The following is a 13,347-nucleotide window of genomic DNA, read 5'->3' on the forward strand; positions in this document are numbered from 1 at the left end:
GGACAGATCAAACGCCGTAAAGTGGTAACGGCCCTGTGCATGACGGGCATTTCGATCGGATGTGCGGCTATCATCGTAGCGATCAGCATCGGAAACGGCGCCCAGAGTTATTTGGAGACGGAAATCATAGGCGGCATGAAACTTGACGAAATTACGGTGACTCCGCAGAGCACGGGCGGGCCCGGGGAAGGCGGCGGCCAATCGGCGGGAGGAGAACGGGGATTGCTTACGGATGATAAGGTTCAGGTCATTCAGGGCTTCAATCACGTCAAATCCGTTGTAGCCACCAAGCAGCTCGGTTATTTCCGGACCATTTCGTCCGACAACCTGATCCATGAAGGCATCAACGTCGTGGCCGTGGACCTGTCCAAGCTTAAAGAGCAGGGAAACCGGTTCAAGGAAGGCGGCCCGCTGGAGCAGATCGGTGCCGTGGTGCTGAATTACGGAGCGACAACCGGATGGAAGGACGCGGAGACGAGCGAAAGATTGAACAATATGATGAATTCCGATCCCAACAATCCGCAGCTATGGGAAGAGTTCCAGAAGTATGAGAGCGCCGTTTCGGAAATGATCGGAAAGAACGTTCAGCTGGAGCAGATGGACAACGACAAGAAATTGCTCAGCCCGCAGCTCTACGTCGGGGGCGTGCTGGATGTGCCCAAGGGGCGGGATGCCCAGTTTGCATTCTATGACCGTCAGGCCTACATATCCTTTGACACGGCAGATTGGCTGACGGACAGCTTGAATCTGCAAAAAGGGCCAGCTTCGAAACAGCGGGTTTACGATAATCTAACGGTCAAAGTGGAGGATCTGCAATATATTAAACCGCTCGAGGACCTGATCTCCAAGCTTGCGCTGAATGCGAGCGACAATCTGGCCATGCGGGATCAGGTTGCTTCCCAATTGGACACCTTCAAGGCGATCGCTCTCGGCGTAGGCGTATTTATCCTGTTGCTGGCCTCGATTTCGATCATCGTCGCCATGACGATGTCGACGCATCAGCGCCGCCGGCAAATCGGCATCATGAAGGTTCTGGGAGCGAATATGCCGCAAATCCGGAACATGTTCATCGTGGAAGCCAGCCTGCTCGGTTTGCTTGGCGGCTTGCTCGGCATCGTATTCGCGTATTTGATCATCAAAGGGCTGAATTCATTCATCATGGCTTCGGCAGGCATGTCGGGACTGCAAATCGCCGTGACGGCGGAGACGCTGCCGATCGGCATTGCCTTCGCCGTAATGACGGGCATCTTCTCGGGGATATACCCGGCGATCAGCGCAGCAAGAACGAATGCGCTGCTGGCCATCAAGCGGGATTAGGATCATGAGTTTCGGAAAGGAAGCTAAATCGGAATGATAAAAAAAATCATAAAATGGACGGTTATCGCTGCTGTGCTGGGTCTGGTGGGATATTGGGGATATGGGCAGGTGAAACCCAAGGAACCTGAGATTCCCATGATGGAAGAGCCGCAGGTCATCTCATTCCCCGTAACCGAGGAAACGATCCTATCGACCGTGCAGGTCAAGGGAACGTCCGAATACGGAAAGGAAACGAACGTATACGCGCCTTTTGAAGCGAAGGTGGAGTCCTGGAACGTCGAGAACGGCCAGCAGATCAAAAAAGGCGACGCCCTTTTCAAATTGGAGCAAAAGGCGATTCGCCAGCAGCTCCAGCAGAAGGAGGCCGAGCTGCAGAAGCGGAAGCTGGAGCAGGAGCTGAAGGAGTTTACGCTGAATCAGGATCTCGACAACGCGCCTGTAGGCGCAACGGAGGCGGGGCGCCTGAAAATGCTGGCAGACCAGGAAAATGCGCGGCTGAGCAGTCAGCTGGACGAGGTGAACAACGATATCGAACGTCAGACGCTTGCCGATTTGAACGACAGGCTGAGGCAATCGACATACGTATCTCCGGCAGCAGGCCTGTTCCTGTTCGACCCGACCCAGCAGCGGCCGCAATCGGTGACGGCCAACCAGTATATCGGCAAAATCGTCGACCTGGATTCCCTGCGGTTAGTGGCATACGTCGGGGAAAACGACATCTTCAGCATTCAGCCGGACATGGCGGTAGAGGTCAAGCTGCCGTCCATCAAGGATTTGAAGCTAAAGGGCAAGGTGCTGGAAGTGGCCAAATTCGCCGAGGCGACGGCTCAGGAGAAACAGACGTCCCAGACGCCGCAGTTCAAGGTCATCATCTCGCTGCCGAAGAACGAACGCTTGATCGGCGGATTGACGCTGAACGGAGAGATCGTGACCAAACGGAAGAACAAGGCGGTGGTGGTTCCCAAGCTGGCCGTCATGACGGAGGGAGATAGCTCTTATGTCATGGTGGACAAGGGAGGCGGCCAGATCGAGCGGCAGGATATTGAGACGGGGATGCAGACGCTTGATAAAATCGAGGTTTTGTCAGGGCTGAAAGCGGGAGATACCGTCGTTCTCCAGTAAACATGGATGTACGAAAGCAGCGTTCCTCCAAAGGCACATGGCCGGGGGGCGCTGTTTTTTTTCATCAAGTTCCTTCATTACAGCATGTATCGCCACAGGAAAGGTAGCCCGGTGATTTCAAAAATACATGGAGACAATGAATGATGTAAACTCATTGGTAATTAATGGAGCAATTTTTACCATGAGCTAATGGTTTAACGGCAGGAAACGAATCGTTCATTCAACAAAAATATGGAATTTTATCCATCAAAAATAATGAAAACGCTTCATATAAAGCGCTTTCAGAAGAAAACTCGTGAATTTACGAGAAAGATGTGGTTTAATGGACAAGGAAACAGGATTTTCGGGTTTTTTGTAGTAAACTTAAATGTCAGGTTTGCGTTAACGGAATACTAGATCTTTGTAAACCGGGTAAACCGCATCATGCTAACGAAAAGGGAGATTTTGAAATGCATGTTCGTTCCTTTCAGTTGAGTGACTGTAACCCCGTAACCGAGCTATTACAGATTGCTTTGTCGGAAGAATGCTACGAAAACACGATGGAGCCTTTCTCCAGGCAGCTCGCTTGGGACTCCGATCTGATTATGGTGGCAGAAGAAAACGGTGAAATCGTTGGTGCCTTAATCGGTACGATCGAGCGCAATCATGGCTGTTATTACCGCATCGCCATTCATCCCGACTATCGCAGGAAAGGGATTGGCAAAGCCTTGATATCAGCGATGGAACAGCGTTTTCAATCACGGAAAGTCAGTCGGATCATGGTAGCCGGAGATGAGCACAACGCCGCAGCCATGCCATTTTATGAAGCCATGGGATACGGTGCCAGCCAAATCCTGCGGTCGTTCCAGAAGCTCAGTATCCTTGGTCAATAGTTGCAGCGACTACAGCGGTACATACGAGCAGCGCAAAACGGCGGCCTTAAGCTTCGACAGAGATAAGAAACGACATTTTTTCGATATGAAGCATATCTTTCAGCCGTTGCAAATGGGTGGGAGATATGCTTTTCTATTAATGTACCTGTTTTTGAAGGTGCCACCCTCGATGCTCGAAGGTGAAATCGAAGTAAAGTAGGTGTAGCATGGGACAAGTGATTCCTCCGGATTCGACTGATCATGGCGAGAACAACGGGCCTCAGAATCAACCGGCCAAGAAGAACGGCTGGGCCGCCGAGCTGTGGGATTGGGTAAAGACGATTGCGATTGCATTTGTTATTATGGTGCTTCTAAATATGTTTGTGTTTAACCTGTCTATGGTTAAGGGCGAATCCATGCAGCCGACGCTGGTGGCATCGGAGCGGCTCTTTATTAATAAAGTGGTCTATCGCTTTTCGGAACCGAGCCACGGCGACGTCATTGTGCTTAAGGATCCGAGCGACGGCCCGGACAAGAAGGAGTTTCTTGTTAAGCGTGTCGTCGGCGTACCCGGGGATACCATTGAGGTAAAGGATCAGAAGCTGTACGTGAATGGCGTGGCCCAAGAGGAAGGGTATACCGATGTACCGATCGAGGATCCTGGCTTTGAGCCCGTTACCCTGGAAGCGGGAAGGTATTTTGTTATGGGGGATAACCGCCACCTCGGAAAGAGCAAGGACAGCCGCATGTTCGGCAGCGTGAAGGAAAGCGACATCGTGGGCAGGGCCGAATTTATTTTCTGGCCGTTGTCGGAGATCAAAAAGCTGTAGCTTAAGACAGAACATCATCCCAGAAAAGGAGGCGCTGGAGAATGACCTACACACTCGGCTCGTACGCTCCTCCGCCTTCGGTATGGGAGGAGCTCAAGCAGGAGCTAAAAGCCGTTGCACCCGAGCTCGGCATTGATGATATCGGCTTCGCCTCGGCGGAGCCGTTCCAATCCCTGAAGGGGATTTTGCAATCCCATCGGGATAAGGGATATGAGTCCGGGTTCGAGGAGTCGGACCTGGATAAGCGGGTGACTCCCGCACTCCCCGGCACCGAGCCGAAGTCCCTGATCGCCATCGCGATAACGTACCACTCCAAGATGGAGAACCCGCCGAAATCGGAGCCTGGCAAGTACAGGGGCATCATGGCGCGATCCGCTTGGGGAAGGGATTATCACCATGTGCTCCGGGAGGCGATGAGCCGCCTGGAGGCGTACATCAAGGAACGCGTGCCGGATGCAAAGCTTGAAAGCATGGTGGACACCGGCGCGCTTGTCGACCGGGCCGTCTCGCAGCGGGCCGGCATCGGTTTCAGTGCCAAGAACTGCTCCATCATCTCTCCGAAGTTCGGTTCCTGGATATTCCTTGGCGAAATGGTAACCAATATCCCGTTTCCGCCGGATTCGCCGGTAACCGAGGATTGCGGGGACTGCACCAAATGCATCGATGCATGCCCAACCGGCGCCCTTGTCGGTCCCGGGCAGCTGAATGCCCAGCGCTGCGTTTCTTTTCTGACCCAGACCAAAGGATTTCTGGACGAAGAAGCCATGCGCAAGATCGGCAACCGGCTGTATGGATGCGATACCTGTCAAATTGTTTGTCCGAAGAACCGGGGCAAGAGCTGGACCCATCAAGAGGACTTCAAGCCCGATCCTGAAAAAGCCAAGCCGCTGCTCCTGCCCATTCTGGATATGAGCAACCGGGAATTCAAGGAGACCTTCGGAGATACGTCCGCCGCTTGGCGCGGCCGTAAGCCGATTCAGCGCAATGCCGTCATCGCGCTCGGCAATTTTAAAGATATTTCAGCCGTACCGAAGCTGAGCGAAGTACTGCTGAAGGACCCGCGCCCGGAGCTGCGAGGAACCGCTGCATGGGCTCTGGGCCGTATTGGAGGCGAAGAAGCGTTGAACAACTTAGAGAAAAGCATGAAATCAGAAGGGGATTCCCGAGTACGAGATATGCTGCAGCAAGCCTTGAATAAACTAAAGCCTGAACCGGCTGGGAATGAAGCACCTGCCGAAGCGCAAGCCGCGGCCGAGGCTTCATCCGCCGGGGCTCCGAGTTCCTCTAGTGGGGGCAATCCGGAGCAGGAGGGTTCTGTCATTCAGGGGGTCGAGCCGATGGCCATCCCTGAAGGAGGACCGGAAATGCTGTATTATGATGAAGTTCAATCTCCGATCGGACCGCTGACGGTCTGCGCCACGGAGAAGGGGCTTTGTCTCATTGAATTCGGCAGCTTCTATGTGAAGGAAGCGGTCATCCAGCAGTGGTCGCGGACTTGGGCCGGCAACGGCGGCTACCAACGGGACGAGGCCAGACTAGCCCCTGCGATCACGCAGTTGAAGCAGTACTTTGCCGGGGAACTGAAGGCTTTCGACGTACAGCTGGACATGCGTGGAACCTCATTCCAACTGCAGGTATGGGAAGCGCTGAAATCCATTCCCTATGGAGCGGTTTGCTCCTATAAGGATGTAGCCGAATCCATCGGACGTCCGAAAGCGGTTCGAGCCGTAGGCGGAGCGAACAATAAGAACCCCGTTCCGATCATCGTGCCGTGCCACCGGGTGGTAGGAGCCGACGGAGCGTTGATCGGCTATGCCGGCGGCCCGGAAATCAAACGCACCTTGTTGACGATCGAAGGAGCCATGCCGGACCGTAAAGGGTCGTAGTTGAGCAAGGCGTAATCATCGGAACTGCCTGCTGCCAAGCATCCGTTATTTTCATTTGCTGTGACGAAAAGGACATGCTATGATAGGTTCGTGTATGCGCCATGAAATGGCAGATATTAGTAGAAGGTGGTCAAGTGATGGATATTGTCATTCCGATTATTACATTGATCGTGGGTCTGGTCGGCGGATTCTTCATCGGCGTATTCTATCTGCGCAAGCAATTGGAGAAGATGCAGAACGATCCGCAAATGCTGCAGAAGATGGCAAAACAAATGGGGTATAACATGAACAGCAAGCAGATGCAGCGTGCACAGCAAATGATGAAAAATCAGCCTATGCCGGGCAAAGGGCAAGGCCGCAAACGCAAATCATAATGCAAGAAAGCCCGCTCCCGTCTAAATGGAACGACGGAGGGGCATTTCTATTTAAAAAGACCGCTAACAGCGGCTATAAGTTAACCGTTTGCTTTTTTTTGGAACGGAAAGGGGGATTGTACTGTGGCGGGCGTAAAGGACTATGTGAACCATAAAGTAGGCCAAAACCGGGAGCAGATCGAGTACCATGTTGAGCAAATATTGAAGCTGATCGGTGAAGATCCCAAGCGTGAGGGTCTGCTTGAGACACCGGCCCGCGTGACGCGGATGTACGAAGAGATCTTTGCGGGATATGAAGTCGATCCCAAGGACGTTCTCGGGGTTACCTTCGACGAGAATCACGAGGAACTGGTCATTGTGAAGGATATCGTGTACTACAGCCAGTGTGAGCACCATATGGCGCCGTTCTTCGGCAAAGTCCATATCGGATATGTCCCGAGCGGTAAAATCGCCGGCTTGAGCAAGCTGGCACGCTTGGTAGAGGCGGTAACTCGCCGTCTTCAGGTGCAGGAGCGCATCACTTCGCAAATCGCCGATATTATGGTGGAGGCGCTGCAGCCTAACGGCGTTATGGTCGTGGTGGAAGGCGAGCATCTGTGCATGTGCGCACGCGGCGTGAAGAAGCCGGGCAGCAAGACGGTAACGTCGGCTGTACGCGGTACGTTCCAGAGCGATTCCGCGCAGCGCTCGGAGTTTTTGTCCTTGATTAAAGACTGAGCAGGATCATATGATATCGAAAAGGCTTCGCCCACGGAGGCGAAGCCTTTTTTTGTTATCCCTGTAGCAATATGAAGTCATCTGATCATCCAAGCACAGGCCGGGAAGGCTCAAGATGCGCCATCGACTTGTTTCATATATTGCACATACTGGACGAGGGCGCTTTTTTGCTCCTCGATCTCCCGGATTCGACGAGACATCTCCATGAAAAAGACTTCGATCTGATCTCTCAGCACATTGGCCGATTGTCCCTTCCAATCCTGAAGGCGGGCATACATGACCCGCGCCTCTTGTTCGTCGGCCCGAAGGGCTGCAAGCAGCCCCGTCAGCTCGCGTTCGGCTTGAAGCAAATCATCAAGCTCCAGCAGAATCTCTCGACTCATCCCCATTCCTCCCGGTGGTTGCTAATAGATGTTTACCCGCTGTTATCTGTACGTTCAAACAGATCCGCCTTAAATTTAATGTACTGCACGATGTCGGTGGTATGCTGCAGATGCCACTGACTCATCGACATGATGGATGTATCCAGCTGCTGGACGATCGGCTGCAGACGCCGGCTGTGGCTGGAGAACATGTATTTGGAGAGACGCTGCCGGATTCCCTGCATTTCGGCATCGCTCTGATGGGCATGCGCTCTCCATTTCTCGGCTACGCTTCGCAGCTCGGCAGGGGTAACCTGGATGGTGCCGGAGGAGCCTCCTGCGGAGCCGGCCAGGGCTCCCATCGAGCCGCCCAAACCTAAACCTAAGCCCAAGTTGCTCAACGGCCCGCCAAGACCAAACAAGAGACCGCTATGGGAAGGGATTCTGGGCGAATCCACGGATTTACCGGTAGCGCCGTCATACAGACGGTTCGAAATGTAACCATTCTCGAATTGATAGCGGTCCAACTGGTGATAGTTGGGGCCTCCCAGCGTATTATCGATTTTTTCTTTGATACTGAGCCCGTCATTGGCATCCTTGTAACTGGAGTCTATGTAATAGGTAGAGCCGACGTGACCGTCGTAACCTCCGAGCGCGCCGCTGGCAATAATGTCGCCGGGATGGGCGAAATTAATGATCTGGGAGTCGAATTCCCCATTCTCGGCTTTTCTTCTGGCTTCAGGGGAGAGGCTTCCGATGACGGACGGGGCGCTGAAGGTGACAGCCGACATGCCCGTATAAGCGGCAGCATATTGCGCATTGGCTCCGCCCAGCGAATGACCGGTAAGGGAAAAATCAACGCCCTTGTACTTCTCCTTCATTTCCAGTGCGTAATCCTCGGCTTGATACAACTGATTGGTGCCCAAGATATCCGTTTTCTTATCGATTTTCCTCGATTGTTCGCCGAACCAATCCGTGACATCGTTAATGCCCGTCACTTCTTTGACTTTGTCTACATGGTCGGCCCAAGGAGCCCGGAACTCCGGAATTTTCCTTTTGATCTCTTCAATGCCAATATCCGCGTCGGCCAGATAATCGGGGAGAGCATGGGATAAATCTCTGCCTGCTTCGGTGCCGCGGTATGCGATAACGGCCTGGTTCGTTTCCTTGTTGTAGAAAGTTACCGCGTCAAAACCGGATATGCTGTTGCTCTTATAGTCCTCAAGAACCTCCCATCCCGGCAGGTCCTCAACGGTATCTTCTTTTTCCAGATCGAGATATGCCGCTTCCGACATAAGTCGGTATGTCTCGTCATCCACTTGCGGTGAACTCAAATATATTCCCTCCCTTAACGTGATCTATCAGGTTCAGAGCCTATGGTTATTGCAAAGAGAAACCTAGGCCCGTCACTCGCCCTTAATAGCTTTTCTAAGCTCCGGGTTCATCACGAAATTGGACGTTTCGCCTGTGTTGAAATCTACGGATATTTTAAAGGTTTGTTCAGGATGATCCACAACAAACCCTTCGAGGTTGACCTTGTCCGCTACGATCGAAGGCATCATCTCTTCTTTGGTAATCTCTACATCCAAATTGTATTTTTCCTTAAAATGCTGAACGGCCGTGGTTTTCGCCTTTGTTATAACCTCGTCCGAGCTGCCGTTTGCAGTGGCTTCGTTTTGATTATGGTTCACGGGCTGGCATCCTCCAACAATTAGAATAATGAATACAAAAGCAAAAATGAAAATACGCGATTTGAACCTACTGTTCACACTGACCCATCCCTTCAGTCGTGATGTCCTGCTCCCACAGGCACGCCGGATCTTTCGGTTGTTGCCTTAGACCAATGCTGAGGCTGCGTACCAAGCTTACTGTCATATCATAATCCAGCATATGGTAGCGATCAACCGAATAAATAACCAGATATGTGGTAAAAAAGACCTAACAATAAGGTTGGGTTACTCCTTAACTTGAATAATCCTGCTCGAATCCGGGCTCATGACCAAGTACCCCTCTGAACAGGAAGCCCTCCCTAAACTCCCTAAAGGAAGTAAGGAGGGCTATAGACTTCATACCCAATATTAACCAATCCGAAGCAGCTAATGCCGGAGTGAGAGTTAAAACGGTTTCCATTTCAGCTTGCTGGCATGCTTGAAACGCTCTGCGACTTCCGGCCAGTAGACCACGTTCCACCAATCGTTGATGTAATCCTTGCGTTTATTTTGATGTTTAAGGTAATATGCATGCTCCCATACATCCAGGGCGAGGAGAGGGACGACGTCCCACTGGGAGAGATTTTGATGTTTCTCGGCCTGCAAAATCTCAAGCCGATGGCTGCGCGGACTCCAGACGAGGATCGCCCAGCCGCCGCCTTCCACTTTGTCTGCTGCTTCGGTAAAATGCTTCTTGAATCGATCGAAGCTTCCAAAATCCTTCTTGATCTGCTGTGCAAGCTCTCCGCCCGGTTCGCCGCCGCCCCGCGGGTTCATGATGTTCCAGAAGATCGTATGCAGATAGTGCCCGGCACCGTGGAACGCAAGCTCGCGTTCCCAATGCTTCACGAGCTCGAAATCGCCGCTTTTTCGGGCCTCCTCCAACTTCTTCTCTGCCTTGTTCAAGCCGTCGACATAGCTTTGGTGATGGATGTCGTGGTGAATCCGCATGGTTTTCTCATCGATATAAGGCTCGAGCGCATTATAAGCGTAAGGCAGTGGAGGGAGGCGGTGTCCGCCAATCGGCACAGCCTTGCCGCCGTTGTCTCCCATGCCTTGAATGGACAGCTCGGCTTCGGGAGTAGACGGCGGAGGAGACGTGGCCTCGTGCAGCGTCATCGACTGCAGCGGCATATCCACATCCATGAATCTCTCCAGCGCTCCGGCGGCGTTCAGTGTTTCGAGTGCATTCAGGAAATATTCGGACTCCCGAATCACATGGTGCAGGACCGTACCGGCAAGCGGTACTTTCTGAACGGCCTCACTGTTCTCTTTTAAGCTGTGCAGCTGGCGAATGAACTCCCTGGACTGCTCGCAGGAAGCGCGCAAGAGCTGCTCGACCTGGGCCAGCATTTGAGGTGTGGGAGAAGCATTATAACTTAGAATATGGCGCAGAAGTTCGTCTGCCGCCTTCTCCGTGTCGGAGAACACGATGGCCCATTGATCCAGCATCTTCACGTAGACCGGCTCCAGATCGGGCACCACGGCTTTGATCAGCGCGAGGTGTTTTCTTTCCTGATGTTTCCAAAAGCGAATTTCCTCCAGTAATCGTACCGGGAGCTTCGCTCCATAATGAAATAACATGTCCGTTCCCTCCAGTATCAGGTTCACTAAACACACTATATTCATTTGGCGGCCTGTATTATGAAGGAAAAATAAAAAACCCCCGCTGCATCAGGCAGCAGGGGAGTAGAATCGTATCATGAAAGGCACGGCCTCTTCGCTATATAAACAACTGATGAAAACCTCAGGATTCGTCCGGCGTTTCGAGTTTGCCTAGGAAGGTCGATACTTTGCGCAGATATTCCCTAGGATGCTCGCGGAAAATAAGCTCATGATGGGCATCCTCTACAATCCAGGAATCGGAATCCGCATGCGTCTGGTTGGAAGCGATTTTCTCGGCGATCGGGTAAGGAGCCTTATCGTCTTTCGTTCCGTGGATGAACAAGGTCGGGAACGGGTAATCGTGCTTCTTCACCTCATTGTACGGGATCTGGTCCAGACTTGTGCCGTTAAGCACAGGGAAGAGCAGCTCCAGAATCTCCAGCGATGGATGACGGGGGAGATCAATCTGGTTGTGGATATTGTGGTAAAGCGTGTCCGGCTCCAATAAAAAGGCGCTGTCCAGAATCATGGCATCCACGTCCTTGGTCTCAAGTCCTGCCTGCAGCGCGGTACCGGCCCCCATGGAGAATCCCCAGACGACAATTTGCTTCGCGCCCCGCTGCTTCACATGCTCAATGGCTCCAAGAAGCTGGCGTTTCTCCTCCTTGCCGCCGGTCGCCACTTCCTTGCTGGTCTGGGAGGCAAAACCGTAATCAAACATGAGCACATTGAAATTCATATTGTGCGCGTAGTGGGCAATATCGTACATCGGTACCCAGGTTTCCTCCCTGTTGGCGCCGTAACCATGGCTGAGCACGATGGTTTTCGAGGAATTCTCGGCCGGGATATACCATCCATTGATATTTCGTTTCCCGTCAATCGAGTGGAACGTGACGTTCTCGTAATTCATATCTTTCGCAAGCTTGGGATTGGAATAGAGCGGAGCCACCGTCGGATTCGACAAAACCCAAGCGATATAGGCATGAAGCGCAATAAAACAGAAAACGAGGAAAAAAACGACAGATAATAGCAGCGCTAATATAATATGCTTTAGACGGACCAAGCCCGTGGACAGCTCGGCCGGCGCGTCATTCAATTGGGAGAGTGGGGCATTACTACCAGTTGTAGTGCTCATAAGTGGCCCCTCCTTACCATATAGTCTGAGTGCGTTTCGTGAACATGAAAAAGTTGAAATTATAATAATCGTATGCCCGGATGCCTATAAAGTCAATGCAAAACCATAGATTGTAAGACAACTGTAAAGTCCCTGTCCCCATGGTTTACTTTTGAGAAGAATTCTCATATAATTCTTGTAACCAGGTTTCATACAATGAAACAGGAGAGGAGCTGATCGGGATGGAAGACCGCAAATTGACGGTACGCGCCGTAGAGCGGGCCCTTGATATCTTGATGTGTTTTACGAAGGATGGCGAACTTGCTCTCACGGAGATTTCTTCCCTTATCGGATTACATAAAAGCACCGTCCATCGGCTGCTAACAACGCTGGAAGACAAAGGATTCGTTGTGCGGAACAAAGAGACGGAGAAATACCGGCTCGGCTTGAAAATATGGGAGCTGTCGATGCATCTGTCCCAAAGCGACGACCCTGCCATTCGCCTTCAGCCGGCGATGGAGGCCTTGCGGGATCGGCTTGGGGAAACGGTGAGTCTGTATTTAAGGGACGGTTCGGATCGCCTTCGGATTCAAGCGGTTCAGAGCAACCAGGGGATCCGCCGGGTCGCCCAGGTCGGCGTGCGGCTGCCGCTCTCGGTGGGCGCGTCCAGCAAGGTTCTTGTGGCCTTTGCGCCTGAGGCGGACCAGGAGGAGCTGCTGAATGCGCCGGATTGGCCGGAGGCGGTCGATAAGAACGCGTACCGGCAGCAGCTGGCGGAAATACTGGAGAACGGCTACGCGATCAGCATCGAAGAGCGCGAACCTGGAGCGGCTGCCGTATCGGTGCCGATCTTCGACCGCAGCGGCCGCGTCGCCGCCGCGTTGTCGATGTCCGGGCCTGTAACCCGCCTGTCGGCCGAAACGCTTCGCGAGCATGCTCCAATCCTGATGGAAGCGGCAAGGGAAATGGGAATGATGATTTAATTTATTCTATTGCCGGATCAGAGACAGCATCACTATAAGTTATTGAATGACCGGGAGGCTGCGGGTGATACAGCCGTCCGGCATAACAAACCGTCCAAGCGCTGGCCGTCTTCGGAGAAGGCTCGCCCATAAACGCTATTTCTTATAGGATGGAAAAGGACCGTCCCCATGATCTTGGTGATCGCGGGGACGGTCCTTTTGACGTTGCAGCTCAGTATGTAACACGTAAGCGCAACTTAGGTCAGCTTCACGTTCTTTTCCTTCATTTTCTGATTAAGGATTTCTTGAAAGGTCAGGGGTTTGTCCGTCGCTTCCTCTTTCTTAGGCGCCGCCACCTGGTGCGGCCGCTGGTATTGATAGTGGAACGAAGCCATCGTATGTATTTTGATCATCGGTACCTTCCTCCTGGATATGGGTTTCCGCAATGTTTTGTACCCATTAACCTGTGCGGCCTTATTCGAAACGGAATTTCCAATA

14 protein-coding genes are annotated in these 13,347 nt (G+C 52.5%); 8 read left to right on the plus strand and 6 right to left on the minus strand.

All coding sequences use genetic code 11. From position 1 onward, the window contains the following. Positions 1-21 precede the first annotated feature (21 nt). The 7 genes from P0X86_RS04050 (at position 22) to folE (ending at position 7,097) form a co-directional block, all read left to right on the plus strand. Complete coding sequence (locus tag P0X86_RS04050; RefSeq protein ID WP_096777011.1) at positions 22-1,317, plus strand: ABC transporter permease; 1,296 nt, start codon at positions 22-24, stop codon at positions 1,315-1,317. A 33-nt stretch (positions 1,318-1,350) separates the two neighbouring features. After that, positions 1,351-2,439: an efflux RND transporter periplasmic adaptor subunit gene (locus P0X86_RS04055; protein ID WP_277747840.1), complete on the plus strand. Its 1,089-nt coding sequence runs from the start codon at positions 1,351-1,353 to the stop codon at positions 2,437-2,439. 449 nt (positions 2,440-2,888) lie between these two features. Then, positions 2,889-3,311 (plus strand): GNAT family N-acetyltransferase, encoded by a 423-nt coding sequence (locus P0X86_RS04060; RefSeq protein ID WP_012819018.1) that lies wholly within the window; start codon positions 2,889-2,891, stop codon positions 3,309-3,311. Between the two features lie 206 nt (positions 3,312-3,517). After that, positions 3,518-4,120, plus strand: coding sequence for a signal peptidase I (lepB, locus tag P0X86_RS04065; RefSeq protein WP_277747841.1), 603 nt, complete (start codon positions 3,518-3,520; stop codon positions 4,118-4,120). A gap of 41 nt (positions 4,121-4,161) precedes the next feature. Continuing rightward, positions 4,162-6,006 carry a tRNA epoxyqueuosine(34) reductase QueG gene (gene queG, locus P0X86_RS04070; RefSeq protein ID WP_277747842.1) on the plus strand — a complete coding sequence of 615 codons (1,845 nt, stop codon included), beginning with the start codon at positions 4,162-4,164 and terminating at the stop codon, positions 6,004-6,006. Between the two features lie 137 nt (positions 6,007-6,143). After that, positions 6,144-6,380 (plus strand): YneF family protein, encoded by a 237-nt coding sequence (locus P0X86_RS04075; protein WP_009594912.1) that lies wholly within the window; start codon positions 6,144-6,146, stop codon positions 6,378-6,380. A 123-nt stretch (positions 6,381-6,503) separates the two neighbouring features. Then, positions 6,504-7,097: a GTP cyclohydrolase I FolE gene (folE, locus tag P0X86_RS04080; RefSeq protein WP_012819021.1), complete on the plus strand. Its 594-nt coding sequence runs from the start codon at positions 6,504-6,506 to the stop codon at positions 7,095-7,097. A gap of 110 nt (positions 7,098-7,207) precedes the next feature. On the opposite strand, the gene P0X86_RS04085 is transcribed toward folE, so the two are convergent. The 5 genes from P0X86_RS04085 to P0X86_RS04105 all read right to left on the minus strand — a co-directional run bounded on the left by P0X86_RS04085 (position 7,208) and on the right by P0X86_RS04105 (position 11,908). Then, positions 7,208-7,480, minus strand: a complete 273-nt coding sequence (locus P0X86_RS04085) for a hypothetical protein (protein ID WP_277747843.1) — start codon at positions 7,478-7,480, stop codon at positions 7,208-7,210. A 32-nt stretch (positions 7,481-7,512) separates the two neighbouring features. Further along, on the minus strand, positions 7,513-8,793 hold the full coding sequence (locus P0X86_RS04090; protein ID WP_277747844.1) for a Tle-like phospholipase domain-containing protein: 1,281 nt from the start codon (positions 8,791-8,793) through the stop codon (positions 7,513-7,515). A 72-nt stretch (positions 8,794-8,865) separates the two neighbouring features. Then, entirely contained in the window at positions 8,866-9,150 is a 285-nt protein-coding gene (locus tag P0X86_RS04095; RefSeq protein ID WP_009594886.1) for a hypothetical protein, read from the minus strand. Positions 9,151-9,573: 423 nt separating this feature from the next. Next, positions 9,574-10,752 carry a Fe-Mn family superoxide dismutase gene (locus P0X86_RS04100; protein ID WP_009594876.1) on the minus strand — a complete coding sequence of 393 codons (1,179 nt, stop codon included), beginning with the start codon at positions 10,750-10,752 and terminating at the stop codon, positions 9,574-9,576. A gap of 163 nt (positions 10,753-10,915) precedes the next feature. Further along, the gene (locus P0X86_RS04105; RefSeq protein WP_096777006.1) at positions 10,916-11,908 is read right to left on the minus strand and encodes an alpha/beta fold hydrolase; all 993 of its coding nucleotides are present in this window, start codon (positions 11,906-11,908) and stop codon (positions 10,916-10,918) included. 221 nt (positions 11,909-12,129) lie between these two features. On the opposite strand from P0X86_RS04105, the gene P0X86_RS04110 reads away from it, so the two are divergent. Next, entirely contained in the window at positions 12,130-12,870 is a 741-nt protein-coding gene (locus tag P0X86_RS04110) for an IclR family transcriptional regulator (RefSeq protein ID WP_009591105.1), read from the plus strand. Between the two features lie 236 nt (positions 12,871-13,106). On the opposite strand, the gene P0X86_RS04115 is transcribed toward P0X86_RS04110, so the two are convergent. Continuing rightward, the gene (locus tag P0X86_RS04115) at positions 13,107-13,262 is read right to left on the minus strand and encodes a hypothetical protein (protein ID WP_277747845.1); all 156 of its coding nucleotides are present in this window, start codon (positions 13,260-13,262) and stop codon (positions 13,107-13,109) included. Positions 13,263-13,347 lie beyond the last annotated feature (85 nt).

The sequence above is a fragment of the Paenibacillus sp. BR1-192 genome, assembly GCF_029542445.1.
GTDB lineage: Bacteria > Bacillota > Bacilli > Paenibacillales > Paenibacillaceae > Paenibacillus_AQ > Paenibacillus_AQ lautus_A.

Coding starts and splice junctions, on each gene's coding strand:
- P0X86_RS04055 (WP_277747840.1), top strand. CDS start 1,351: ATGATAAAAAAAATCATAAAATGGACGGTTATCGCTGCTGTGCTGGGT.
- P0X86_RS04060 (WP_012819018.1), top strand. CDS start 2,889: ATGCATGTTCGTTCCTTTCAGTTGAGTGACTGTAACCCCGTAACCGAG.
- lepB (WP_277747841.1), top strand. CDS start 3,518: ATGGGACAAGTGATTCCTCCGGATTCGACTGATCATGGCGAGAACAAC.
- queG (WP_277747842.1), top strand. CDS start 4,162: ATGACCTACACACTCGGCTCGTACGCTCCTCCGCCTTCGGTATGGGAG.
- P0X86_RS04075 (WP_009594912.1), top strand. CDS start 6,144: ATGGATATTGTCATTCCGATTATTACATTGATCGTGGGTCTGGTCGGC.
- P0X86_RS04085 (WP_277747843.1), bottom strand. CDS start 7,480: ATGAGTCGAGAGATTCTGCTGGAGCTTGATGATTTGCTTCAAGCCGAA.
- P0X86_RS04100 (WP_009594876.1), bottom strand. CDS start 10,752: ATGTTATTTCATTATGGAGCGAAGCTCCCGGTACGATTACTGGAGGAA.
- P0X86_RS04105 (WP_096777006.1), bottom strand. CDS start 11,908: ATGAGCACTACAACTGGTAGTAATGCCCCACTCTCCCAATTGAATGAC.
- P0X86_RS04110 (WP_009591105.1), top strand. CDS start 12,130: ATGGAAGACCGCAAATTGACGGTACGCGCCGTAGAGCGGGCCCTTGAT.
- P0X86_RS04115 (WP_277747845.1), bottom strand. CDS start 13,262: ATGATCAAAATACATACGATGGCTTCGTTCCACTATCAATACCAGCGG.